25 protein-coding genes are annotated in these 24174 nt (G+C 71.6%); 11 read left to right on the top strand and 14 right to left on the bottom strand.

Annotation, left to right across the window (positions count from 1 at the left end; translation table 11 throughout):
* Positions 1-36 precede the first annotated feature (36 nt).
* Complete coding sequence (locus ACIBHY_RS02150; RefSeq protein ID WP_397305684.1) at positions 37-630, top strand: TetR/AcrR family transcriptional regulator; 594 nt, start codon at positions 37-39, stop codon at positions 628-630.
* On the opposite strand, the gene ACIBHY_RS02145 is transcribed toward ACIBHY_RS02150, so the two are convergent.
* From ACIBHY_RS02145 to ACIBHY_RS02135, 3 genes are read right to left on the bottom strand one after another with little or no spacing between them, the layout of a single operon-like run.
* Positions 627-1760, bottom strand: coding sequence for an ROK family protein (locus ACIBHY_RS02145; protein WP_397305683.1), 1134 nt, complete (start codon positions 1758-1760; stop codon positions 627-629). The genes ACIBHY_RS02150 and ACIBHY_RS02145 overlap by 4 nt on opposite strands.
* A 5-nt stretch (positions 1761-1765) precedes the next feature.
* Complete coding sequence (locus tag ACIBHY_RS02140) at positions 1766-2998, bottom strand: Gfo/Idh/MocA family protein (RefSeq protein WP_397305681.1); 1233 nt, start codon at positions 2996-2998, stop codon at positions 1766-1768.
* Complete coding sequence (locus tag ACIBHY_RS02135; RefSeq protein WP_397305679.1) at positions 2995-5040, bottom strand: alpha-galactosidase; 2046 nt, start codon at positions 5038-5040, stop codon at positions 2995-2997. The genes ACIBHY_RS02140 and ACIBHY_RS02135 overlap by 4 nt, the downstream gene beginning before the upstream one ends.
* A gap of 71 nt (positions 5041-5111) precedes the next feature.
* Between ACIBHY_RS02135 and ACIBHY_RS02130 the strand changes: the two genes are divergently transcribed.
* Together ACIBHY_RS02130 and ACIBHY_RS02125 are read left to right on the top strand one after the other, a co-directional pair.
* On the top strand, positions 5112-6296 hold the full coding sequence (locus tag ACIBHY_RS02130) for an ROK family protein (RefSeq protein ID WP_397305678.1): 1185 nt from the start codon (positions 5112-5114) through the stop codon (positions 6294-6296).
* Complete coding sequence (locus tag ACIBHY_RS02125) at positions 6297-8084, top strand: glycoside hydrolase family 36 protein (RefSeq protein WP_397305677.1); 1788 nt, start codon at positions 6297-6299, stop codon at positions 8082-8084.
* Here ACIBHY_RS02125 and ACIBHY_RS02120 read toward each other — a convergent pair.
* From ACIBHY_RS02120 to ACIBHY_RS02095, 6 genes are read right to left on the bottom strand one after another with little or no spacing between them, the layout of a single operon-like run.
* The gene (locus ACIBHY_RS02120; protein WP_397245997.1) at positions 8071-8442 is read right to left on the bottom strand and encodes a VOC family protein; all 372 of its coding nucleotides are present in this window, start codon (positions 8440-8442) and stop codon (positions 8071-8073) included. The genes ACIBHY_RS02125 and ACIBHY_RS02120 overlap by 14 nt on opposite strands.
* Positions 8442-8828: a VOC family protein gene (locus ACIBHY_RS02115; protein WP_397245995.1), complete on the bottom strand. Its 387-nt coding sequence runs from the start codon at positions 8826-8828 to the stop codon at positions 8442-8444. Before ACIBHY_RS02115 ends, ACIBHY_RS02120 begins: the two co-directional genes overlap by 1 nt.
* Positions 8829-8885: 57 nt before the next feature.
* Positions 8886-9299: a hypothetical protein gene (locus tag ACIBHY_RS02110; protein ID WP_397305676.1), complete on the bottom strand. Its 414-nt coding sequence runs from the start codon at positions 9297-9299 to the stop codon at positions 8886-8888.
* Positions 9300-9308: 9 nt separating this feature from the next.
* Entirely contained in the window at positions 9309-10484 is a 1176-nt protein-coding gene (locus ACIBHY_RS02105) for a hypothetical protein (RefSeq protein WP_397305675.1), read from the bottom strand.
* Positions 10481-11803, bottom strand: coding sequence for a BNR-4 repeat-containing protein (locus ACIBHY_RS02100; protein ID WP_397305674.1), 1323 nt, complete (start codon positions 11801-11803; stop codon positions 10481-10483). Before ACIBHY_RS02100 ends, ACIBHY_RS02105 begins: the two co-directional genes overlap by 4 nt.
* A gap of 18 nt (positions 11804-11821) precedes the next feature.
* Positions 11822-13558, bottom strand: a complete 1737-nt coding sequence (locus tag ACIBHY_RS02095; RefSeq protein ID WP_397305673.1) for a glycoside hydrolase family 97 catalytic domain-containing protein — start codon at positions 13556-13558, stop codon at positions 11822-11824.
* A 222-nt stretch (positions 13559-13780) separates the two neighbouring features.
* On the opposite strand from ACIBHY_RS02095, the gene ACIBHY_RS02090 reads away from it, so the two are divergent.
* From ACIBHY_RS02090 to ACIBHY_RS02065, 6 genes are all read left to right on the top strand, one after another.
* Positions 13781-15211 carry an ABC transporter substrate-binding protein gene (locus tag ACIBHY_RS02090; protein ID WP_397305672.1) on the top strand — a complete coding sequence of 477 codons (1431 nt, stop codon included), beginning with the start codon at positions 13781-13783 and terminating at the stop codon, positions 15209-15211.
* Positions 15211-16092, top strand: coding sequence for a carbohydrate ABC transporter permease (locus tag ACIBHY_RS02085; protein WP_397245983.1), 882 nt, complete (start codon positions 15211-15213; stop codon positions 16090-16092). Before ACIBHY_RS02090 ends, ACIBHY_RS02085 begins: the two co-directional genes overlap by 1 nt.
* Positions 16093-16099: 7 nt before the next feature.
* Positions 16100-16981 carry a carbohydrate ABC transporter permease gene (locus ACIBHY_RS02080; protein ID WP_379621418.1) on the top strand — a complete coding sequence of 294 codons (882 nt, stop codon included), beginning with the start codon at positions 16100-16102 and terminating at the stop codon, positions 16979-16981.
* 3 nt (positions 16982-16984) lie between these two features.
* A complete protein-coding gene (locus tag ACIBHY_RS02075) occupies positions 16985-17953 on the top strand; it encodes an aldo/keto reductase (RefSeq protein ID WP_397245981.1) in 969 nt (322 codons plus the stop codon).
* 138 nt (positions 17954-18091) lie between these two features.
* Positions 18092-18391 (top strand): cupin domain-containing protein, encoded by a 300-nt coding sequence (locus ACIBHY_RS02070; RefSeq protein WP_397245979.1) that lies wholly within the window; start codon positions 18092-18094, stop codon positions 18389-18391.
* Positions 18388-19260: an aldo/keto reductase gene (locus ACIBHY_RS02065; protein WP_397305671.1), complete on the top strand. Its 873-nt coding sequence runs from the start codon at positions 18388-18390 to the stop codon at positions 19258-19260. The genes ACIBHY_RS02070 and ACIBHY_RS02065 overlap by 4 nt, the downstream gene beginning before the upstream one ends.
* Here ACIBHY_RS02065 and ACIBHY_RS02060 read toward each other — a convergent pair.
* Positions 19257-19817, bottom strand: coding sequence for a DUF4291 domain-containing protein (locus ACIBHY_RS02060; protein WP_397245975.1), 561 nt, complete (start codon positions 19815-19817; stop codon positions 19257-19259). The genes ACIBHY_RS02065 and ACIBHY_RS02060 overlap by 4 nt on opposite strands.
* Before the next feature lie 116 nt (positions 19818-19933).
* Here ACIBHY_RS02060 and ACIBHY_RS02055 point away from each other — a divergent pair, with 116 nt between their 5' ends.
* Entirely contained in the window at positions 19934-20347 is a 414-nt protein-coding gene (locus ACIBHY_RS02055) for a PPOX class F420-dependent oxidoreductase (RefSeq protein ID WP_397305669.1), read from the top strand.
* Here ACIBHY_RS02055 and ACIBHY_RS02050 read toward each other — a convergent pair.
* The 3 genes from ACIBHY_RS02050 to ACIBHY_RS02040 all read right to left on the bottom strand — a co-directional run bounded on the left by ACIBHY_RS02050 (position 20338) and on the right by ACIBHY_RS02040 (position 22509).
* Entirely contained in the window at positions 20338-20961 is a 624-nt protein-coding gene (locus ACIBHY_RS02050) for a hypothetical protein (protein ID WP_397305668.1), read from the bottom strand. The two genes, ACIBHY_RS02055 and ACIBHY_RS02050, sit on opposite strands and share 10 nt — an antisense overlap.
* 118 nt (positions 20962-21079) lie before the next feature.
* On the bottom strand, positions 21080-22084 hold the full coding sequence (locus ACIBHY_RS02045; protein ID WP_397245970.1) for an aldo/keto reductase: 1005 nt from the start codon (positions 22082-22084) through the stop codon (positions 21080-21082).
* On the bottom strand, positions 22081-22509 hold the full coding sequence (locus ACIBHY_RS02040) for a PPOX class F420-dependent oxidoreductase (RefSeq protein WP_397305666.1): 429 nt from the start codon (positions 22507-22509) through the stop codon (positions 22081-22083). Before ACIBHY_RS02040 ends, ACIBHY_RS02045 begins: the two co-directional genes overlap by 4 nt.
* 83 nt (positions 22510-22592) lie before the next feature.
* On the opposite strand from ACIBHY_RS02040, the gene ACIBHY_RS02035 reads away from it, so the two are divergent.
* Complete coding sequence (locus tag ACIBHY_RS02035; RefSeq protein ID WP_397305665.1) at positions 22593-23417, top strand: helix-turn-helix domain-containing protein; 825 nt, start codon at positions 22593-22595, stop codon at positions 23415-23417.
* 106 nt (positions 23418-23523) lie between these two features.
* Here the strand turns inward: ACIBHY_RS02035 and ACIBHY_RS02030 are convergent, their stop codons facing one another.
* A complete protein-coding gene (locus ACIBHY_RS02030) occupies positions 23524-24039 on the bottom strand; it encodes a GNAT family N-acetyltransferase (protein WP_397305663.1) in 516 nt (171 codons plus the stop codon).
* Positions 24040-24174: the final 135 nt, after the last annotated feature.

Below are 24174 nucleotides of genomic sequence, written 5' to 3'. Positions count from 1 at the left end.
ATGGATGCAAATCATAAGGCAGTGTAGAGTTTCGCCATGACGGGGCTACGCGAGCGCAAGAAGGTGCGCACCAGGCACGCGCTGATCGAGGCGGCGCTCCGGCTCTTCGCCGAGAAGGGCTACGAGGAGACCACGCTGGCCGAGATCGCCGCGGCGGCCGACGTGTCGACACGCACGTTCTTCAGCTACTTCGACAGCAAGGAAGACGTGCTCTTCCATGACGGCGGCCTGCGGCTGGAGGCCGTACTCGACATGGTCAGGCAGCACCCGCCCGGCGAGCCGATCGGCGACCTTCTGCTGCGGGTGTGCGAGACCAGCCTGAACTGGACGGCCAAGGAGGACCTCGCGATCGACCTGAGCCCCGAGCGGGCCAACCTGATCATGAGCGTGCCCGCCCTGCAGGCCAAGGCGCTGCATCTGCTGTTCGACAGCCAGTTGCGGCTGGCCAAGGCGCTGCACGCGGCCTACCCGGACGAGCTCGACCTCCTGGAGGCGGCCACGATCGTCGGCTCCCTGGTGGGGGCGGCCAAGCTGACCGTGATGGCGGCCATGGACCGGGGCGACTCGCTGGAAGACGTCTGGCAGGCCGCCCGCACCGCCGCCACCGTGACCATCAGCCGGTTGCGCTAGCCGGGACCCAGGCCGATGAGGGTCATGATCGTCACCGCCGCCGCGGCGCGCGCCCACGACTCGGGGGGCAACGGCTCGACGATCAGCGGGCAGCCGCCCGCCGCCCCGAACGCCTGCGGGCCGTAGGCGGCCCGCAGATCCCTCTCCAGTACGGCCACACTGTCCCCGGTGACCACGACCTTCTCGGGCCCGAACATGTTGACCATGGCCGCGATGCCCCGCCCCACCGCCCGTCCGGCCGCGGCGAACGACTCCAGCGCCGCGCGCTCGCCCGCCTGGGCCAGGGCCATGGCGCCGGGCAGGTCCAGGGCGGCCCGGCCGGTCGCGGCGCGGATCCGGGCCACGACGGCGGGCTCGGCGGCGATCGCCTCGACACAGCCCCGGCCTCCGCAGTGACAGCGCGGGCCGGCGTCGTCCACCGGGACGTGGCCGATCTCGCCGGCGACGCCGTACCCTCCCTCGACCAGCGTGCCGTTGACCACGAGCCCGCAGCCGACCCCCTCGCCCACCGTCACCAGCGCGAACGAGCGGGTCCCCGCTCCCTCCCCGAACCACTGCTCGGCGACGGTCAGCGCCCTGACGTCGTTCTCGACGGTGGCCGGCAGGCCGGTCGCCTCGCGCACGAGCGCCGCGAGCGGCACGTCGCGCCAGCCCGGGTACGGCCCGCGCCGCACCGTGCCGGAACCCCGGTCCACCTCCCCCGGCACCGCCACACCGACCCGCCGCACCAGGGCGCCGGGCTCGCCCACGACGGCGACGGCACGGGCGATGGCGGCCACCGCGGCGGCCACGTCGCCGCCGGGCAGGGGGACCTGGTGCGCGGCCCGCACCCCGGCCCGCAGGTCCGCCAGCACCACGACCAGTTCCCCCGCCCGCAGCCACGCCCCGGCGAAGAACTCCCGATCGGCCCGTACGGCCAGCGGCGCCGCCGGCCGTCCCGACCCGGCCGAGGCCGGCCCGACGGGCAGTTCGTCCAGGTACCCGGCGGCCAGGATGGGCCGGACCACTTTGGTGACCGCCGCCGTCGACAGCCCCGTCACCCGCGACACCTCGGTCCTGGAGATCGGCCCGCGGGTGAGCACGGTGGCGAAGACGGCGGTGGCCGCGGGCGTCAGCGTGACGCGGTCCATGCGGCTCAGACCCGCACCGGCAGGCCCGTCTCGATGGACGTGTTGGCCGCGATGCCGATCCCGGCGGCGCGGATGCCGTCGGTGTAGTCGGCGCGGCGGCCCAGCGGGTCGGGGGCCGGCGTGCCGAACAGGTCGTCGAGCAGGAGCCGGTCGCCGCCGCCGTGCCCGCCGGAGCCGGCCGGGATCTCGATCTCCTCGGCGGGTTCCCAGTGGCGCTGCAGGACGAGGCGCTCGCCGCGTACCCGGCCCTCGGTGAGCCGCCTGGCGCCCTTGCCGAGCTTGGCGGCGGAGCCTGGGTCGGCCCATTCGCGTTCGACGACGTCGAGTTCGATCCGGCCGAGCGTGCCGTTGAGCGCGACCCGGTAGCCCTCCCAGGGCGCGTGCGCGTGCAGCGAGTAGGTCAGCAGGGCCCGGGAGTCGTAGCGGACGAGCACCGCCATGTTGTCCTCGATGTTCACGCCGGGGGCGAAGACGTCCTGGTCGCGGTGGTAGCCGTCCTCGTGCTCGGCCTGGAGGTAGAGGGTTTCGAGGCGGGGGTCGGCGGCGAGGTCGATGGAGAAGCGGTCGGCGCCGATGAGGCCGGAGCCCCGGCTGCGGGGCGGGCGCGGGCCCGGCGCGTTGGCGGGGCCGTAGAAGCGCAGGTCGCCTTGCGCGTAGACGGTCCGCGGGGCGGCGGCCAGCCACCAGTTGACCAGGTCGAAGTGGTGGCCGGACTTGTGCACGAGCAGGCCGCCGGAGTTGGCCTTGTCGCGGTGCCAGCGGCGGAAGTAGTCGGCGCCGTGCATGGTGTCGAGCAGCCATTCGAAGTGCACGGAGGTGACCTCGCCGATGGCGCCCTCGGCGACCAGGCGCTTCACCGCGGAGTTGCGCGGCGAGTAGCGGTAGTTGAACGTGATCGTCACGTCTCCCGCGGCCTTGGCGATGGCCCGGCAGCCCTCGGCCGTGGTGGCGAGGGGCTTCTCGACGATGACGGCGCAGCCGCGTTCCAGGGCGGCGACGGCGTAGACGTGGTGGGTTCGGTCGGGGCTGGTGACGATGACGACGTCGGGGCGCGCCCGGTCGAGCATCTGGCCGAAGTCCCGGTAGGCGGGCACGTCGGCGCCGTAGGAGGCCATGCGGGAGGCGTTGGTGTCGCAGAAGGCGACCAGGTCCCCGGCGTGGTTCCAGTCGCCTCTCAGGGCGTTGACGTACATCCCGGCGCGGTGTCCGAGTCCGACGACGGCGTAGCGGCGGGTCACGGCTGCTCCTTGCGCAGGCGGATGAGGGCGCTGGCGTAGTCGTCGCCGGGGAAGGGGGGCAGCAGGCCCCGGGAGGTCAGCAGCACGCCGTGGTGGACGGCGCCGGTGTCCTCGTCGCGGTAGCGGGCGTCGGGGTCGAGCCCGGACAGGCGCAGGGGCACGCCGGGCGCGCCGAACGCGGCGCGGCGCCTGAAGGCGAGCACGACGACGCGCTCGCCGAGCGTGTACTGCACGGCCTCGCGCAGCCGGTGCAGCTCGCCGTGCTGGACGACCGGGCGGATGTCCTTGTAGACGGCGACCAGTTCGGCGGCCTCGTCGAGCTCCCGCTCGCTCCAGTTCGGCAGGTCGCCGCCGAGTCCGAGCACGCCGGCCATGGCCACGTGGAAGCGGAAGGCGAGCGGGACGCGCCGGCCGGTGATCGGGTTGGGGCTGTCGGTGACCCAGGCCGCCATCGCGCCGGCGGGGTAGATCTGGGTGAAGCCGTGCTGGATGGACAGGCGGTCGGCGGCGTCGGTGTTGTCGGAGGTCCAGACCTGGTCGGTGCGGGCCATGATGCCGAGGTCGGTACGCCCGCCACCGCCCGAGCAGGCCTCCACGCGCAGGTGCGGGTGGTCGGCGCGCAGCCGGTCGAGGATGGAGTAGACGGCCCGCACGTGGCCGACCAGCAGGTCGCCCGGGTCGGCCTGGGTGAAGGTGCGGTTGCAGTCCCACTTGAGGAAGTCGATGGCGTGCTCGCTGACCAGCCGGTGCAGCCACTTGTGCGCCCAGTCGGCCACCTCGGGGCGGGAGAAGTCGAGCAGGAGCTGGTGGCGCAGCTCGGTGCGCGGCCGTCCCGGCATGTGCACGACCCAGTCGGGGTGCTCGCGGTAGAGGTCGCTGTCGGGGTTGACCATCTCGGGCTCCACCCACAGCCCGAACTTCATGCCGAGCCCATGGACCTCCTCGATGAGCGGCGTCAGCCCGTGCGGGAAGCGCCCGGGGTTGGGCCACCAGTCGCCGAGCCCGGCCCGGTCGCTGGTGCGCCCGCCGAACCAGGCGTCGTCCATGACGAACACCTCGGCCCCGACCCGCGCGGCCAGCGCCGCCATGCGCTTCTGGCTCTCCTCGCCGACGTCGAAGCCGACGGCCTCCCACGAGTTGTAGAGCAGGGGCCGCAGCTCGCCGGCGGCCGGACGGACGTGCTCGTTGACATAGCGATGCCAGGTACGGCTGGCGCCCCCGAACCCGCCGTCGGAGTAGAGCCCGGCGAAGACCGGCGTGCTCCACTCGGTCCCCTGCCAGGACACCCCTTCGTGGCCGAACCCGCCGGTCCAGCCGGTGCGCCCGGAAGGGGTGCGGCCGATGGTGACGCGCCAGCTCCCGCTCCAGGCCAGGGCGCCGCTCCAGACCTCGCCGTGCTCCTCGCCCGCGTCACCGGCGTCCACCATGAGCCAGGGGTTGGCCTGGTGGCTGGTGATGCCGCGCCGGCTGGTCAGCACGGTCTCGCCGACGGGCAGCTCCACGCGGCGCACCGCGTTCTCGGCGGCCCATCCGCCGCTGGCGTGGCTGAGCCGGTATCCGGGCAGCGGGGGCAGGTTCCAGGCGGCCGAGTCGCAGCGCAGCAGCGTGACGGGCTCCTCGGAGCGGATCTCCGTCCAGCGCTCCACCACGTCGGCGTCCGCGTACACGCGGTAGTGCAGCGCCACCTCCACCGGATGGGCGCGGTCGCGCATGAGGATCGTCAGGTGGCCGTCCTCGATCTCGTGCCCGGTGTGCTGCCACTCCACGCCGGTGTCGCCGTTGGCGAAGCGGATCTGCAGGGAGGCGGCGCCGTAGCGGGCGCCGGCCTCGGTGAGGAGTTCCTCGGCCACGCCGGATTCGTCGAAACTGCTGGCCCTGAACGGCGCGGCCCCGGGCAGCGCGGCGGCCTGCACGGGTGTGAGCCTCGGCCCCCAGTGCAGGCAGGCGGGCACGTCGTCGTCGGTGAGCCCGATGACGTAGCTGGTGCGTGGAGTGGTGAGCGACCAGCGGCGTCGCGAGGGGTCGAAAGCGATGAGGCTCATGATCTGGAGCCTAGGCACGGCCTCGCGCGAATTCAATTCTTGACGAAGTTAATTACTGCTACTATGCGGCCATGCTGGATCCCTCGCGCGGGCGGGCGGCGACGATCACGAGCCCGGCCTCCGCCACCGTCTTCACCATGGTCCTGACGCAGGGTCCGGTCTCCCGCGTGGAGATCGCCAGGCGCACCGGCCTGTCGTCGGCGGCCGTCACCAAGGCGGCGAGGCCGTTCATCGACGCGGGATACCTCTTCGAGATGGCGGCCACCGAGCGTACCGGCCCCGGCGCGGGGCGCCCGGCCAGCCCTCTGGCCATCCACCCCGACCGGGAGTTCTTCGCCGGAGTGAAGATCACCGACGACGACCTCATCGGCGTCGTCACCGACCTGCGCGCCCAGGTCGTCGAGGAGGCCCACCGGCCGCTGACCGCGCGCACGCCCGAGCACGTGGTGACGGAGCTCAAGGCGCTCACCGGCGAGCTGCTCGGCCGCGCGCCCGGCTACCGCGAACGCTGCCACTCGCTCGGCCTGGCCATCTCCGGCGACGTCGACAAGAGCACCGGGCTGGTGCGCTACTCCCCCTTCCTGGGCTGGCGCGAGGTGCCGCTCGGCGAGCTGGCCGGGGCCGCGACCGGCCTGACCGTCACCGTGGAGAACGACGTCAAGGCGCTCACCGTGGCCGAGCACTGGTTCGGCGAGGGCGTGGGCGCCTCGTCGTTCGCGCTGGTCACGGTCGGGCTCGGCATCGGCTGCGCGGTCGTCGTGGACGACCGCCTGGTGGCGGGGGCGCGCGGCGTGGCCGGCGAGATCGGGCACGTGCCGGTCGGCGGCGACAGCCCTCCGTGCCACTGCGGCGGCCACGGCTGCGTGGAGGCCATCGCGGGCACCCCGGCCGTCGTCGCGGCGGCCCGCGCGGCGCTGGGCGACGACACGCTGACGCTCGACGGCGCCATGGCCGCGGCGCGTTCGGGCTCGCCGGCCGCCATGGCGGTCTTCGCCCGCGCGGGCGAGGCGATCGGGCGGGCGATGGCGGCCATGGCCAACCTCATCGGCCCCGAGCGCATCATCGTCAGCGGCGACATGCCGGGGCTGGCGGCCTACGAGCTGTTCGAGGACCAGCTCCGCGCGGCCTTCGCCCAGCAGGCCTTCGGCGCGGCGGCCGACTGCCGCCTGGTCCTGCGGCCCTCGCCGTTCGAGCAGTGGGCCCGCGGCGCCGCCGCGGTGGCCATCCAGACCCTCTTCACCCTCCAGGAGAGATGAGTGACCGCGACCATCTGGCAGCCCCACGACACCGCCGCGGCCTCGGGCGTGGTGGAGATCCCCCTGGGCATCGGCGACCTGGTGGCCCAGGCGAGCGCGGTGACCGTGGACGCCGCCGACGCGCCCGTCGAGCTGGCGTGGGAGGTCGTGCCCACCGGCGACGGCGTGGTGGAGGTGCGGGTGACGCCCGGGGCGCCGGCGGCGGTGCGCGTGGCGTGGCGCGTGCCGTGCGTGGACGTGACCGCCTTCTGGGCGCCCGACAGCGGCGAGCACCGGGGCCTGCCGCCGTTCTGGCGCCGCCCGCGCCGGACCTCGCTGGAGAAGGGCGCGCCGGTGGGCGCGCTGATCGGCGCGGGCGACGTGTCGGTGTGCACGTACGCGGTGGCCGAGGTCGTGCGGCCGGTGCTGATCCGCACCGGCGTGGTCGAGGAGACGGGTGACTTCGGCTTCTGGGCCGAGCACCGGGCCGCCCCGGGGGCCGGCCTCGTGCTGCGGCTCGACCTCGGCGGCAGGCACTTCGCCGACACGCTGGCCGGCGTCGCCGCCTGGTGGTCGGCCGGGCGCGGCGCGCGGGAGGTTCCGCGCGCCGCGCGGATGCCCGCCTACTCCACCTGGTACGCCATGCAGCAGCACGTGAGCGCCGAAAGCGTGGAACGCCAGGCCGCGGCCGCCGCCGCCCTGGGCTGCGAGGCGATCATCGTGGACGACGGCTGGCACAGCGACGACCGGGGCCGGGGTTACGGCTACGTCGGCGAGTGGCTTCCCTCCCCCACCGCATTCCCCGACATTTCCGGGCACGTCGCCAAAGTCCGCGCCCACGGCCTCGCCTACCTGCTCTGGTACGCGCTCCCCTTCGTCGGCCGCCACACCCCGCTCTGGGACCGGGTCCAGGACTACAGCCTCACCTACAAACCGCACATGAACGCCGTCGTCGTCGACCCCCGCTACCCCCACATCCGCGACCTGCTCACCGGCAACCTCGCCCGCGCCGTCGAGGAGTGGGGCATGGACGGGCTCAAGATCGACTTCATCGACCAGTTCGCCGTCGAGGACCCGCCGGAGCCCGGCCCCGAGGCCGACTGCGCCACGGTCGACGAGGGCGTGCGCCTCCTGCTGGACGAGCTGGGCGCGCGCCTGCCCGCGGACGCGCCGATCGAGCTGCGGCAGCCCTACGTCAGCCCGGGGCTCTGGCGGCACGCCGCGATGGTGCGCGCCTCCGACTGCCCGCTCAGCGCACTGCACAACCGCCAGCGCACGATCGACCTGCGCCTGGTCGCGGGGCCGCTGGCCGTACACGCGGACATGATGATGTGGCACCCGGCGGAGAGCGCCGAGCGCGTCGCCGTGCAGCTGATCAACGTGTTGTTCGCGGTGCCGCAGATCTCCGTGGACCTCACCGCGCAGAGCGCCGCGCAGACGGCGGCGCTGCGCTTCTGGCTGGCGTTCGTGAAGGAGCACGCCGAGGTGCTGCAGCGCGGGCAGCTGCGCCCGTCGCGGCCCGACCTGCAGTATCCGCTGGTCACCGCGCGGGGCGACGGCGTGGTGATCGCCGCGCGCTACGCGCCGGTGCCGGTCGCGGTGCCCTCGTCGGGCACGCTGTGGCTGGCCAACGCCGACGACGACACCGCCGTCCTGCTGACCTCCGCCCTCGCCGGTACGGCCCGCGCCACCGTCCACGACTGCCGCGGCGAGGTCGTGGGCCGGGGCACGCACACGTTCGAGGCCGCCGGCACGCACCGGATCACGGTGCCCACCGGCGGCCTGCTGAAGCTGGTCAGATCTGGATGACCGACAGCACGTTGCCGGCCGGGTCGGTGAACCACGCGATCGGCGGCCCGCCGGCCCGCATGACGCCGTTGGCCTCCTGCTCGAAGCCCGGATAGCGGACGAACTCCACGCCGCGCTCGCCGAGCCGCTCGACGGCCTTGTCGATGTCGTCGACCGGGAAGTTCAGGATGGTGTAACCGGCGGGCTCGTGGGCCTCGCCCTTGGGATAGACGAGGGTGTCGCGATCGCCGGCGAGGTGCAGGGTGAGCATCCCGTTCTCCTCCGAGACCCGCAGGCCGAGCACGCCCTCGTAGAACGCCTTGGCCCTGGGCACGTCGTCGACGGAGAACCCGCTGAACGCCTTGGTCTGGCCGAACATCACTTCGCCTCCATTTCCGCGCGGTGCTCGGGGCTGAGCTGGATGACCTGGACGTAGTTGCCGTCGGGGTCGATCGCGGTGGCGAACAGGCTGCCGTCGCGCTCCTCCAGCGGAGCCAGCCAGGTCACCCCGAGGCCCTCCATGCGGGCGGTGACCTCTCTCGCATCGTCCACCTGGAAGTTGAGTATCATCCTGGCGGGCTCCGGGTTCTTGGCGCTGACGTCGGCACGCCGGTCGAAGAGCACGCCGAACGTGCCGAAGCGCAGGAAGAGGTAGTCGCCGAGGTCGGCCTTCTCGGCCGGCTCCAGCGCCGCGGCGTACCAGTCGCTGAGCCGGACCGGGTCGGTGCTGGCCAGCAGCATGCTGTCCAGGGCGGGGCTGGTCATGTCTTCCTCCAGGGTCGTGGATCGCTTTCCCGTACAGACCCCGGAGGAAGCCGGAACTCATCGGTGGCGATCGAAGAACTGTGCCTGATAGAGCGAGGGCGGCAGCAGGCCTGGCCGGTTGGCGCCCTCGATGTAGCCCGCGGGCTGGGCGAACGGGCCGTCGCCGGTGATCGTCCCGCGGCAGCCGATGGCGTAGTTCTGAGCCGTGGGCGGTTTCTGGACGATCAGCCTGCTGGTGGACACGTCGCGGTTCCAGGCGACGGAATGGGCCGCCGACCAGCCGTGCGAGGTGCCGTAGCGGCCGCGGTTGTACAGGCCGAGCGTGTAATCGTGATGCGGGTCGAGGTCGCGGCGGTCGTGGCGCACGAGGGCGGACTGCCAGAGGGCGCCCGCCCGTGCGGGCGCCGGGCCCGCGGCGGCGAACGCCAGCGCGCCGCCGGCGGCCAGTAACCCGCGTCTGGTGAGATCCATGCTCCGCTCCTACCTGATGACGATCTTGTCGAGCTCGGGCGTCCTGGCGGTGAGGTTGAAGAAGCGGACGTTGTTGACGCCGGCGATCAGCGGCACCTGGACGGTCGTCGTGGTGATCGTGCCGGGGGTGCCGGTCATGCGCACCTCGAAGGAGTCGGCGCCGTTCACGCTGACGCGGAAGGACTGGGTGCCGTCGACGACGGCGTGGACGGTCATCTCCTTGGTCGCGGTGGTCTCGGAGAGGATGCCCTTGACCGTGGTGTAGTCGTAGGTGTTGCCGCCGATGAGGATGGTCTTGAGCCCGCCGGAGCAGATCCCGCAGTAGGCGGGTTCCGCGGCGCCCTCGAAGATCGTGCCCTTGCGCTCGGCCTCGTACGCGGCCGGGTCGGGCGCCGGCAGCCGGACCGGCGGGTTGACCGGCCCCAGCGTCCATGCCTTGAGGTCCCTGACCAGCATGTGGGTGTCCTGCAGGCCGGTGCTGCGGATGCTGCGGTAGATGCCCCACTTCGGACGGTTGTACTGCTCCTCGGTCCAGAAGAAGTCGATGTCGTCGATCCGCTGGTCCACCAGCGTGCGGTGGCCGTCCTTCAGCACCCACCACATGTAGCCCTTGTCGCTGGACTTGATCTCGATCGTGGTGGTGACCCACTTGTTCTGGATCGCCTCCAGGTCGTAGGAGGCGAAGCCGTGCGTGGCGTTGTCGGCCAGCGTCCAGTAGCGGGCCTCGATCTTCTGCACGCCGCTCTTGACCGGCAGGGAGAGCTGGGCGACCGGGGTGCCGATGTCGGAGGTCTTGAGCTGCCAGATGTGGCTGAAACTGGAGGTGGCGTCCAGGGTGTCGGGAATGTACATCTGCCAGCTGATCCGCCAGGTCTCGTCCTTGCGCATCTCCAGGGCGCGGCCCCGGCCGTCGCGCATGCCGCGTACCTCGTTGCGCTGGCGGTCGGAGCCGTCGCGGTCCACGGTGTGCATGTCGAAGCGCCAGGCGTTCCTGTCGGTGGAGACGTGCGGCAGGCCGTCGGCGTGCGAGCCGCGCCGGTCGTCCTCCAGCGCCTCGAAGGCGCCGACGCCGTCGCGCGAAGGGCTGGGGTTCCAGCGCAGTTCCCAGCGATCGCCCGCGGCCTGCGCCGCGGACGGGGTGAAGGCGGCCACCAGCACGAGCGCCGCCGCGATCTGCCTGATCATCGAATCTCTCCCACGGCGTAGACGTTTCCGGTCTGCACGGTCTGGTCCTGGGTCCCGGTGTTGGTCTCGGCGAGCATGCGGACCGGGTCCTTGCCGCCCTCGATCACGTTGCCCTTCTGGAGCTTGGTGTCGGTCCAGACGTACTGCCCCTGCCGCCAGTTCCGGCCACGGTCGAGGGTGAAGGCGGTGATGCCCGACTCGCTGCCCCTGGTGGTGTAGACCCGGAGCGTGTGGGGGCCGGTCTTCTCGCTGTCGAGCAGGCCGTACTCCTGGGTGAGGCGGGTGAAGTCCCACGAGCGGCCGTTCCAGCGGCCCGCGGTCAGCCAGGCGCGCTGTCCGCCGGTCTGGTTGTCGTAGAAGACGATCACCGGCTTGCCGTCGGCCATGACCTGGACCGAGTGGGTGAAGCCGGTGCCGTGCAGCAGCTCCCTGTTGCTGCGCCAGACGATCGCCTTGTCCAGCATCTCGGCCTGGTCGAGCTGGGTGCCGAGGTCCTCGCCGGCGACGGTCGAGAAGCGCCGGGTGGCCGGGTCGAAGACGGCGTAGAACACGTCGTGGATCTGGGTGCCGTGGCCGTGGACGTCGGGTTTGCCGCCGCCCGCCATCGTCCAGAGCATGTGGAAGCGGCCGCCGTACTCGGTCATCTCGGCGACGTAGACCTCGTCCATGTTGTCCGCGCGCTCGGAGCCGAGGATGTACGGGTGGCCGGTCAGCTCGCCCGAGCTCTTCCAGGTCACGCCGTCGTCGGTGGACATGAGGTACTGCATCGGCCGGTCGTCGACGAAGGCCGTCCCGTCGTCCTCCTTGAGCGTGTCGCGGAAGAAGACGTAGACGTCGCCGTTGCGGGCCTTCAGCGCCATCGGGTAGGAGGCGTAGTAGGGCGCGACGTCACCGAGGCCGCGGTCGCTCCACGTGCCGTCGGCCGCCCGCGTGGCCAGGCGCAGCGGCGAGTTGTGCGCGCCGTGGAAGACCAGCAGCTTGCCGTCGTCGGCCTGGACCATGACCGGGTAGTTGTGCTTGTCCTCGAAGGAGGAGCCGATCTTGACCGGCGTGCTCCAGCGGCCGCCCCTGTGGTCGTAGTCCTGGAAGTAGGCGTCGGAGTCCTTGCCCATCCAGGAGACGTAGGTCCGGTCCGCCTCGCGGTCGTACAGGCCCGCGCCCATCGGGCGGCGGTCGCTGTGGACGCGGGCGTGGGTGGCGGTGGTCTGCGCGACGAGCGTGCCGCCCCTGTCGTGCTGGGGTTCGGCCCGCGCGCTGGTGAAGACACCGAGGGCGAGGGCGGCCGCCGCCGTGGCGGCGCCGATCCGGGTGGGGTGCACGGGTCCTCTTTCCGCTCTTTACGGCTGGCGCCGGGCCAGCCGTAAGGTGAAACCGCCGTTGGCGGCGACGGGGATGTCGAGCTTGGCGCCCGGGGCGACGTCGGCCTCCTCGGCCGCGAGGCCGTCGCCGGGGGCGTCCTGGTAGATCTCGGCCGTCCACTCCCCGTCGCCGAGGAAGTCGAGCGCGACCGTGATCACGCGGGACTCGCCCGCCGTGCCGCAGGCCACGTACCAGACCTCGCCGTCGCGGCGGGCCAGTACGAGGTGGTCGGCCGGGTCGCCGGACAGCAGGCGGGTCTCGTCCCAGGCGACGGGGACCCGGGCGAGCAGGCGCCGGGCTTCGGGGCGCGCGCCGTACGCCTCGATGCTGTCGGCGAAATGCTGCACGCCGGACTCGAACAGGACGGCGAGCGCGAGCTCGAACCCGGCCGAGATGCTCCGTACGGCGCTGAAGGTGACGGGGGTGAAGTCCATCGGGCCCTGCACGTTGCGGGTGCAGGCCAGCGACAGGTAGTGCGTGGGCGGGTAGAGCGGTTCCTTGCCGGGTTTCGGCTTGATCCACTCGGCGCCCTTGACCGCCTCGGCGGTCATGAAGTGCGGCCAGGTGCGCTCGGTGCCGCGCGGGATCGTGCCGCCGTGGAAGACGACCATCAGCTCCAGCCGCGCGGTGGCCTCCAGGATGGAGTCGAACCAGCGCATGCGGTCCTGGCCGTCGGACTCGGTGAAGTCGATCTTCACGCCGACGGCGCCCCACTCCTTCCAGAGGGCGAGCTTCTCGCGGTGCTCCAGCGGGGTGTCGACGTGCTGCCAGTGCGACCAGAGCCAGATGCCGACGCCGCGCTCGCGGGCGTAGGCGATGAGCTCGGGCATCCACTCCTTGTTCCATCCGGCGTCGGCCAGCACGTACGGCCAGCCCATCCCGGCGGCGAAGTCCACCCAGACCTTCTGGGCCTCCAGGTCGCGGGTGGAGGGACCGTCCGACCACCAGGACCAGGCTGCGGCGCCCGGTTCGACCCAGGAGGCGTCGGCCACCTTGGACGGCTCGGCCAGGCTGGTCACCAGGTCGCTCGCGACGATGGCGGCGAGGTCGCCGACGATCGCCGTACGCCAGGGCGTGACCAGCGGGGAGGCCGCGGTGACGTACGGGTCGGGCAGGTCGAGGCGGAAGGCGGTGCCGTCGAAGGCGAGACGGGTGCCGGCATAGCCGCTGTCCAGGTTCGACTCGGTGACCAGCATCCAGCTCTCGCCGATCTGGAACAGCGACGGGTAGCCGTACAGGATCGGCTCGGCGCGCCCGACGGTGGTGTGGTGGTGGATCTCCTCGTAGTCGCAGCGGCCGTTCTCGTAGGGCAGGAGGATGGCGCGGGCCGCCGCCGGCACCACATACTCCGAAATTTCATCGCAAATCGTGACAGGGCCGGTCCAGCTGACCCTGTACCGGCACGCGACCCCGCCCGAACCCACCCGCACCTGGAATTCCAGGCCCGGGGTGAACGAGAGGGTCCATTCGGTGGCGGTGTAGCGGTGCGCGCGGCTCTTGCCGGTCACGGTCTCGTAGCTCTCGTCGACGGCCCGGCTGGTGATCCCCTCGAACGCCAGGCCGCGGGTCAGGTCGGCGTGGGCGGCCTTCAGGCCCAGCCGGGACGGGCTGACGACCACCCGGCCGACGTGCCGTACCTCCCATGAAAGCTCGCCGTCAGGCGAGAGTTCGATCACTGCTTCCAGATCGTCGGCAGCACAGGTCCATTTGGGCATGAAAGCCTCCATGGCTAGCTCACAGTGCGCCCGAGCCTAGGTTGCAAGCGATTGCAATTCAATTCTTGACGAAGTTAATTACCAGGTCTACGGTACGGCCATGCCCCTGAGTCATCGGACCTTTATGGCGAGACTGACCGAACCGGGCCTGGGTGCGCCCGGCACCTTCACCCTGCGACCGCCGGTGCGGCCATCGAGATCTTCCTCGGAAAGAGGTCATCCATGGACATGAACCGCCGCCGGATGCTGGCCCTCGCCGTAGCCGCCGCGTCCATGCCCGTCCTCGCCGCCTGCGGGGGCGACACGCGCCAGCAGAAGCAGGCCGCCGCGCCGGTCAAGACGGGCATCCAGACCATCGACCCCAACCGGCCGGGCAACGACACCTGGCCGTTCGAGGAGGCCGAGAAGCTCAACGACTCGTTGCGGTGGCCGAGGTCGGACGTGGCCGACCCCGCCGCCAAGGTGACGATCACCATCGCCTCCACCTCGGACGTCATCGCCGAGGTGCGCAACATGCAGTTCGACTACTTCTTCAGGAAGCGCCACCCGAACATCGAGATCAAGCGCGAGACCTCGACCTTCGACGGCTTCCTCACCAAGTACATGGCCCAGGCCGCGGGCGGCTCCCTGCCCGACGTCATGTACAACCACTACTCCTGGACCCAGAACTTCATCTCCAACAACATCGTCGCCCCGCTGGAGGACTTCATCTCCAGGTCCCCCGACTTCGCCAGGGACGACCTGCCCAAGGCCGGGCTCGCCTACTTCGAGCGCGGCGGCAAACTGTACGGCCTGCCCACCGACATGGCCCCCAAGCTGCTCTTCTTCAACAAGGACATCTTCGACAAGGCCGGCCTGAAGTACCCGGACGAGACCTGGACCTTCGAGCAGATGATCGAGACCGCCAAGAAGCTCAAGAGCGGCTCCGGCGCCACGAAGATCTTCGGTTTCTCGCCGACCCCGAAGCCCGCCCCCGACCTGTCGACGGTCTTCCTCATGCCGTACGGCGGGCGCTTCCTCTCCCCCGACGAGACCCAGGTCCAGGTCAACTCCCCCGAGGCGGTCAAGACGCTCGGCATGTGGCTCGACCTGCTGCTCAAGGACGGTGTCACGCCGAGCCTGGCCGAGGAGCTCCTGCTGGAGAAGGTCGACCCGTGGAAGTCCGGCCACGCCGCGATGCACATCAACGGCGCCTGGATCATGACGGAACTGGCCAAGCAGAAGGCGTTCAAGTGGGGCGCCACGCACGTGCCCAAGGGCCCGCAGGGCCGCTTCTCCCCCGCCGTCGGCAGCGCCCTGGTCATCACCGAGGCCTCCCGGCAGAAGGAGGCGGCGTGGCTCTACATCTACGAGTACCTGTCGTCGTCCGGCTACCAGTTCCGCCGCATCAGCGCCCCGGCGCGCCAGTCGGCGTGGCTGCCCAACGCCGAGGCGCTCGGCATCCCGGCGGAGACGGCGGAACTGGTCAAGGAGATCCTCGCCGACTACGCCACCAGTGACGGCGTGCTGCGCCTGCCCGCGACCAAGAAGGCGGTCGACACGGCCAAGCCCATCTGGGAGCGCGCGATGCTCGGCAAGATCGACGCCAAGGCGGCGCTGGACGAGATCGCCGCCAAGGTCGGCCCGTTGCTCGCCGAGAACAAGATCGCGTGATGGCCACGCTCGCCCAGCGCGAGGCGCGGCGCTTCCACCTGTTCGTCTCGCCGTGGCTGCTGGGGTTCATCCTGTTCACGGCCGGCCCGATCCTCGCGGCCATCGTCATCAGCTTCATGGAGTGGAACCTGCTGAAAGCGCCGCAGTGGGTGGGCCTGGCCAACTACGAGCGCATGTTCGGCGACCCCGAGTTCTGGGAGTCGATCGAGAACACCGTCCAGTACGGGGTCGGCTACGTCGCGCTCGGCGTCACGTTCACGTTCGTGATGGCGCTGCTGCTCAACCAGCCGCTGCGCTTCCAGGGCCTGTTCCGCACCGTCATGTACATGCCGTCCGTGGTCTCCGGGCTGGCGACGGCGCTGCTGTGGCTGAACATCCTGCACCCCGACTACGGCCTGATCAACAAGGTCCTGGCCACGGTCGGCATCTCCGGCCCCGGCTGGCTGGCCTCGCAGGAGTGGGCCATCCCGGCGCTGGTGCTCATGGCCGTGTGGGGCGCGGGCAACACCATCGTCATCTACCTGGCCGGGCTCCAGGGCATCCCGAAGTCGCTCTACGAGGCGGCCGAGATCGACGGCGCCGGCTGGTGGCGGCGTTTCTGGAACGTCACCGTGCCGATGATGTCGCCGGTCATCTTCTTCAACGTGGTCACCGGCTTCATCGGCGCCCTGCAGGGCTACGTGCTCATCCTGGCCATGACCGAGGGCGGGCCCGGCAACGCCACGATGGTGCTCGGCCTCTACATCTACCGGCACGCCTTCGTCTACTTCGACATGGGGTACGCCGCCGCGCTGTCGTGGGCCATGTTCGCCATCATCATCGCCGTCACCGCCATCCAGTTCGCCCTGGCCAGGCGCTGGGTGCACTACGAGTTCAGGTGAGGTCACGATGCTGCTGAAGAGAGCGGAGCCGAGGACCCTCACCCCGGCGCAGACCGAGCGGATCCGGCGGGCGCAGCGGGCGGGCGCGTACGTGCTGCTCATCGCGAGCACCGTCGTGTTCGTGCTGCCGTTCCTGTGGATGATCACGACGTCGCTGAAGTCGGACGCGGAGAACCTCGCCTTCCCGCCGCAGTGGCTGCCCGACTCCTTCCACTGGGAGAACTACTCGCGCGGCTGGTTCGGATCGCTGGACTACACGCGGTTCATGCTCAACACCGTGCTGATCACCGCGCTGTCGATGGCGGGCAACCTGATCTCGTGCGTCCTGCCGGCCTACGCGTTCGCGCGGATGCGGGCGCGGGCGGCGACGCTGATGTTCGGGGCACTGCTGGCCACCATGATGATCCCGCGCGAGATCACGCTGGTGCCGAAGTTCATCCTGTTCTCCAAGATCGGCTGGGTGGACACGTACCTGCCGCTGATCGTGCCGGAGTTCTTCGGGGTCGCGCTCTACATCTTCCTGCTGCGGCAGTTCTTCACCACGATCCCGCAGGAGCTCATCGACGCCGCCCGCATCGACGGCGCCTCCGAGCTGCGGATCCTGTGGCGGATCATGCTGCCGCTGTCGAAGCCGGCGCTGGCGGCCATCTGCCTGTTCTCCTTCGTGGGCAACTGGAACCAGTACCTGGAGTCGGTCATCTACATCAGGACGACCGAGAAGTTCACGCTGCCCATGGGGCTCGGGCTGTTCACCGACCAGTTCGCCACGCAGTACAACCAGATGATGGCCGTGGCCCTGATCGCCATGATGCCCATCGTGATCATCTTCTTCATCGCCCAGAAGACCTTCATCAGGGGCGTCACTCTGACCGGAATCGCAGGAAGGTAGGACGTGGACTATCGACGGTGCGGGCGCAGCGGTCTGCTGCTGCCCGCTGTCTCCCTCGGGCTCTGGCACAACTTCGGCGACGGCCGTACGCCGGAGAGCCGGCGCGCGATCGTGCGCGCGGCCCTCGACCTCGGCATCACCCATTTCGACCTCGCCGACCGGTACGGCCCGCCGCTCGGCGCCGCCGAGCGCACGTTCGGCTCGATCTTCCAGCTCGACCTGCGCGGCATGCGGGACGAGATCGTGGTCACCACCAAGGGCGGCAACCCCATGTGGGACGGCCCCTACGGCAAGGGCAACTCCCGCAAGCACCTGCTGGCCACCCTGGACCAGTCGCTCGGCCGCCTCGGCCTGGACCACGTCGACATCTACTACCTGCACCGCGACGACCGGGACACGCCGCTGGAGGAGCAGGCCGCGGCCCTGGACCACATGGTCCGCACCGGCCGGGCGCTGTATGTGGGGGTGTCGAACTTCGCGCCCGGCCGCACGGCGGCCATCGCCGGGCTGCTGCGCTCCCTGGGCACGCCGCTGCTGGTGCACCAGCCCGTCTACTCGCTGCTGCGGCGCGACATCGAGGAGGAGTTGCTGGGGGTGCTGGAGCGGGAGGGCGTGGGCTGCGTGGTGTACTCGCCGCTGGCCCAGGGGTTGCTGACGGACCGGTATCTGGCGGGCATCCCGTCGGACTCGCGGGCGGCCGAGGGGCGGTTCCTGACGGCTGACCGGGTGACGGAGGAGGTGCTGTCCTTCGTACGGCAATTGTCGGAAATTTCGGCTGATCGTGGGCAATCGGTGGCGCAGCTGGCCCTGGCCTGGGCGCTGCGCGACGAGCGGATCACCTCCGTGCTCGTCGGCGCCTCCAGCCCCGAGCAGCTCGCGGCCAACGCCGCCGCCGTGGACCGCCTCGGCTTCACCGCCGACGAACTGGCCGCCATCGAGCGGGCGGCCAAGGAGAGCGGCGTCCTCGGCTGACGGCATTTCCGGCAGACGGCGTTTCGGCCGACGGCGTTTCAGCCGACGGCGTTCGCGCCGCCACGGACCGCGTGCGCGCCCGGTGCCAGGGGCGCGCACGCACCCTTTCTTCCTCAGAATCTCCGGAAAGGAGCCCCGATGCGCAGGAGCACGCTGGCCGAGCACGGCGACGGGATCTCGTTACCCGGCTACCGGGTCGAATCCGGCGGCGTCTCCACCCTGCCCCCCGGCCAGATCAGCCACCACCGGGGCCCGCACACCCATCCCGACCCCGAGATCTTCCTCATCCTGTCCGGCACGGGCCGCATCCACCTCGACGGCGAGGCGTCCGGCTTCGCCGCCGGGGACGTGCTCATCGTCGAGGCCGGCGAGGACCACCACCTGGAGGCCGTCACCGAGGTCGTCACCACCTGGCTCCACCTGGAACCCGCCCCGTGACCCTGCCCCACCTGCCCGAGCTGGGGCTGGGCGGCGGCCCGCTCGGCAACTACCTGCGCCCCATCAGCGACGGGCAGGCCCGCGAGGTCGTGGACGCCGCCTGGGAGTCGGGCATCCGCTACTTCGACACCGCCCCCTACTACGGGCTCGGGCTGGCCGAGCGCCGTCTCGGCGCGGCACTGCGCGAGCGGCCCCGATCGGAGTACCTGCTGTCGACCAAGGTGGGCCGGCTGATCCGGCCGGGACCCGGCGGCCCGGGGATCTTCGCCGTCGACGACGACCGGCACGCCGTCCACGACTTCTCCCGCGACGGCGTCCTGCGCAGCCTGGAGGAGTCGCTCGAACGGCTCGGCACCGGCCATGTCGACATCCTGCTCGTCCACGACCCCGACCGCCACTGGCCCCAGGCCCTCGACGAGGCGTTCGCGACGCTGGCCGACCTGCGCGCGCAGGGAGTGGTCAAGGCGATCGGCGTCGGCATGAACCAGCCCGCGATGCTCGCCGCCTTCGTCAGGAACGCCGATCCCGACGTGCTGCTGGCCGCCGGCCAGTGCACGCTGCTGCGCCGAACCGCGTTCGACGAGCTTCTGCCGCTGTGCGCCGAGCGGGGCGTCCCGGTGGTGGCTGCCGGCCTGTTCCACCGCGGCCTGCTGGCCGAGCCGCCCGCCGATCCGCCGCCGGAGGTCCGGCCGATCCTGGACGCCTGCGCCGCGTACGGGGTGCCGGTGGCCGGTGCCGCGATGCGTTTCCCGCTGCGCCACCCAGCCGTGCGCTCGATCCTCATCGGGGCCCACACTCCGGCCCAGGTGCTGGCCAACGTGGCGGACTTCCGTACCCCGGTCCCCGAGGAGTTGTGGGCCGCGCTCTAGGAGGCCTGGACGACGGCGGCCAGCTCGGCGCCGAGCGGGTAGGGACGCTCGTCGGGCAGCAGCCCGGCGACGTCCCGCTTGGCCCGCAGCGCCGCGTGCACGGCCTTGACCTGCGGGGTGATGTCGCGGATGGCGGTGATCCACTCATCGGTGTAGCGGGTGACCGCCTCGCCGGACAGCCCGATCTGGATCGAGCGGTGGGGCAGCGGGTTGTGGTGGAGGTCGCGCTCCGGATCCCACTGCACCCGCACCGGCCTGCCGCGTGCCTCCGCGCCGCCGTGGTGGCTCAGCGACGCGTTGGCCAGCGCCCACGCGAAGCCGTCGCGGCTGATGTCGACGGCCAGCACGCGGGCCTGGCCGGGCTTGGTGGCATAGCCGCAGCGGTACATCATCCAGAGGAACGACGGCTTGATCCACGTCATCCGCTCGCGCTTGAACGGCGCCACGAACCGCTGCGCCGCGACCGCCGGAGCGGCGATGGCCGGATCGTAGGCCTGGTAGACGGTGATCGTCTCCTCGGTGTAGACGGCACGGATCTGCCGATAGGGCACGTTCATCCGCCCAGCGTGGCGAAAGCGGCGACAACCCCGCAACGCGTTTACCCGTGTCGGTCGATACGCGGGCCGCCCGATCGTGTAAAGGGAGAGGACCGCCGCAGAAAGGGAGACACGGCATGACGTTCACCGACGAGGAGCGCGCCTACCTGCGTTCCCAGTCCCTCGCCCGCCTCGCCACGCTCGACGCGGGTGACCAGCCCGACGTGATGCCGGTCGCCTACGAGTTCGACGGCACGCACGTCTGGGTCGGCGGCGGGCAGAGCGTGGTGGCCACCCGCAAGTTCCGCAACGTCGCCGCCGGACGCGCCAAGGTCGCGCTGGTGGTCGATGACCTGCCGTCCTTCGACCCGTTCGTCGCGCGCGGAATCCGCGTGTACGGCATGGCCGAGCAGCCCTTCGAACGCACCGGCATGGTCGGGCCCGGCGTGTACCTGCGCGTCACGCCCACGATCTCCTGGAGCTGGAACCTGGCCGGCGAGCCGGTCGGCGAGAGCTGGTACCCGTCCCGCCGCGCCGTACATCAGCCCTGAGCCTCCTTGAGCTTGGCCGCGGCCAGGCGGGCCGCGCGCCGGCTCAGCGCCGGGTCGAAGGTGCCGAAGTAGCCGTCGCTCACGACCAGCGTGACGGCCTGGCCGACCCGCATGAGCACGACGTCCTGGGCGTGGATCGGGCGGGCGAACTCCTGGGGATGGTCGCTGTAGCGGATCGCGTACACCCAGGTGCCCACGCGCCCGACGGACAGCCGCTTGATGCCCTCCTTGCGCTTCTTGGTGCTCTTGTCCACCCCGGCGCAGTCACGCGCCATCGCCTTGCCCGCCGCCTGCCAGGAGGCCAGCCCTGCCGGGGTGGCGCCGAGCGCGAACTGCCGCAGCCCGGACGGCTTGCCCTGCTTGTCGATGAAAGCGGCCGCCTTGCTCCTGAGCAGCGGCTTCAGCCTGCCTATCGCCGTCCGGCAGGCCTTGGTGTGCGCGGAGTCCTTGTCGAGCGCCTCGCGCGGGCGCTTGGGGTTGTCGGTGTAGCCGTCACCCAGGTCCTCGGGCGTGAGGACGGCCTCGGCGAGCTGGGCCGGGGCCGGCGGCTTGGCCGACGCGGGCGTAGCCGACAGCACCATGGCGGCGACGCCGCCTAAGATCACGAAACGCATGGCACCGGATCCTAGTGTCCTAGGGTGGGCGGCATGACGCGGAGCTGGACCGACGCCGGCGTCGGGCGCTACTTCACCCCGCGGTACGTCAGGGGCTGGGTGGGCGTCGAGCCGCCGCCTACGACGCGTCCAGGCGCCGGTAGCCCTCCCCGAACACCCAGGGATCGGCCTCGCACTCGGCCAGGAAGTCCCCGGGGAAGCCGGCCTCGAAGGCGGCCGCCGCCTCAAGCCTCCTGACCGCCTCCTCGTCCAGCACGACCTCGGCCGCCCCGAGGTTGTCGGCCAGCTGCCGGACGTCCCTGGCCCCGACGATCGGATGCACGAACGGATGCCGCGCCCGCGTCCAGGCGATCGCCACCTGCGACGGGCTCGCGCCCACCTCCCCCGCGACCTCCCGCACGGCCCGCGCCACGGCGTGATCCCGGTCGCCGAGCGTCCCCGGATCCACCCGGGTGGGCCCCTCCGCCCCCTCGCCGCCGCTGAACTTGCCCGACAGCACGCCCCCGGCCAGCGGCCCCCACGCCGCCACGCTGAGCCCGAGTTCGCCCGCCATCGGCAGCAGCTCCCGCTCGACGTCCCTCTTGAGCAGGCTGTACGGCACCTGCACCCCCGCGAACGGCGTCCACCCGCGCCACTCCGCCAGCGTGTCGGCCCGGCTCACCACCCACGCGGGCGCATCCGAGATCCCCACGTACAGCACCTTCCCCGCGCGCACCGCGTCGTCCAGCGCCCGCATCGTCTCCTCCAGCGGGGTGCGCCGGTCCCACAGATGCACCCAGAGCAGGTCCACGTAGTCGGTACGCAGCCGCCGGAGGCTCCGCTCCAGCGAGTGCACGAGGTTCTTGCGGTGGTTGCCCGCCGCGTTCGGATCCGTCTGGTCGCGGGAGATCGAGTACTTGGTGGCCAGGACGAGCCGCTCGCGCCGCCCGGCCAGCAGTTCGCCGAGGACGCTCTCGCTCTCGCCGTAGGCGGAGGCCGTGTCGATCACGTTGCCGCCCGCGCCCTCGTAGGCGTCGAGCATCGCGCGGTGCTCCTTGCCCGCGCCGCCCTCGTAGAAGCCCATCGCGCCGAAGAAAAGCTCCGACACCCGCAGTCCGGTACGCCCCAGCAGCCGGTACCTCACGCCGCCACCTCCCTGGCGGCGAAGTCGCCCTCGATGCCCCAGGCGAGGATCCGGCGCGGCAGGATCAGCATCCACGCCTCCTCGAACGGGAACGGCGCCGCGAGCCGCTCCCCCACCTCCACGCCGCCCTCGTCGAACGTCCGCGCCACACCCCTGATCTCGATACCCCGCGGAGTCCACGGCTCGACCGAAGCCAGATCGTCCACCACGAACGCGACGTCCGGGTGCCGCCGGGCGTCGCGGAACTTCTTGCTGCGGGCCATGCCGGAGCCCGTGACGCCGCCCACGATCAGCCCGCCGGAGTCGGGATCGTAGATCACCCCGACGGGGCGCACCGACGGCCTGCCGTCGGCTCCGGTCGTGGCCAGGCGGCCGAGGGGCTGGCTGGTCAGGTAGGCGATCTCGCCCGGTGTGAATGCGCTCATGGGACGAGACTGCCGGGCCGTGCACGGGAGAGGGAGACCGCCGTGAGCCTGGCTCCCGCAGGGCCACCCTCTACACTCGGGCCATGGGTAACAACGAGCTGGGCGCGTTCCTGCGCGCCCGGCGCGAGGCGGTGTCGCCCGAGGCGGTCGGATTCCCGTCGGGAGCGCGCCGCCGCACCCCGGGCCTGCGCCGCGCCGAACTGGCCACGGTCGCGGGCGTCAGCGTCGACTACCTCACGCGTCTGGAGCAGGGCCGCGACCGGCGCCCGTCCACCGAGATCCTCACCGCGCTCGCCGACGCCCTGTCGCTCTCGCCCGACGAACGCATCCACCTGCACCGCCTGCACAAAGCGGAAGCCGGCGGCGTCTGCGCGGGCGCCCCGCCGCTGTCCCGCACGCTGCGCCCCACGGTGGAGGCGATGCTGGCCCGCCTGGCCCACACCCCCGCCGTGGTCGTCAACCAGCTCACCGAGATCCTGGCCCACACTCCCGCGTACGCCCGCCTGCTCGGCCCCTTCGGCCTGCTCGACGACGACCCGCCGAATCTGTCCCGCTACCTGTTCACCGACCCCCGCGCCCGCGACGCCTTCCCCGGCTGGACGGAGGTGGCCGCGCAGCGCGCCGCCGACCTGCGCGCCGGCGCCGCGCTGGGCGACCGGCACGCGGCGCACCTGGGCGACGAACTGTCCCTGACGGCCGGAACCACCTTCACCCGGTACTACGCGAACGCGATGCTCCCCGCCCGCATCGGCACCGAACGATGGGCGCACCCGGAAGGCGAACTCCTGCTCGCCTACGAGACCCTCTCGCTGGCGGGCACCGAGGACCAGCGCCTGATCGTCTACGTCCCGGCCGACGAGGCGACCACCGCCCTGCTGGCCGAGCCCACCCGCACCAGCCTGCCGTAGGACACCCCGCCCGGAGCGGTTCACGCTCCGGACGGGGCGTCATGCCCAGCCCCGAACGGCCGGTGCCCGACCCCGAACGGCCAGTGCTGGACCCCGAACGGCGGTGCTAGATCCCGAACGGCGCCGCGTACCGGATGGTTCCGGATGGCAGCCGCTCACCGGGCACGAGCGCCAGCGCCATCAGCGCCTCGTCGGGCGCCTCGAACGTGACCCCGATCCCGTGCTCGGACGCGCGCCCGAACCCGAACCTCGGGTAGTACTCCGGATGCCCGAGGACGACGACGAACCGCTCGCCCATGTCGGCCGCGGCCCGGAGCGCGGCCCGGGTGGCGGCCGACCCGGCGCCGGTCTTCTGCCGGTCGGGCCGCACCGAGACCGGCGCCAGGCACAGCGCCGGCGTGTCCCCGATGTGGCACCGGGTGAGCAGCGCGTGGCCGGCCGGCCGGTCGTCGTCGTCGACCGCGACGATGGACAGCCCGTCGATCCAGGCGGAGTCGGTGCGGAGCGCGTCGACGAGATCCGCTTCCAGCGGGGTCTCGAACGCCGCCAGGACGATCTCCCGGACAGCGGGGACGTCGGCGGTGGTCTCGGCGCGCGTGATCCACTCAGAACGTGAAGACATGATGGATGAAGATCCGTTTCGTGATGAGTTGACGATGTCCTCCGGCGGGCTCACGCACCCGGCCGGTCAGAATGGCGCGAATCAGGCCGTCGTCCGGGACGTGAGGATGCTCCGGACGCTGTGCACGACAGTGGC

The organism is Nonomuraea sp. NPDC050547, assembly GCF_044457345.1.
Taxonomy (GTDB): domain Bacteria; phylum Actinomycetota; class Actinomycetes; order Streptosporangiales; family Streptosporangiaceae; genus Nonomuraea.
The sequence above is the reverse complement of the archived record's forward strand: the minus strand, read 5'-3'. Positions and strand labels throughout refer to the sequence as shown.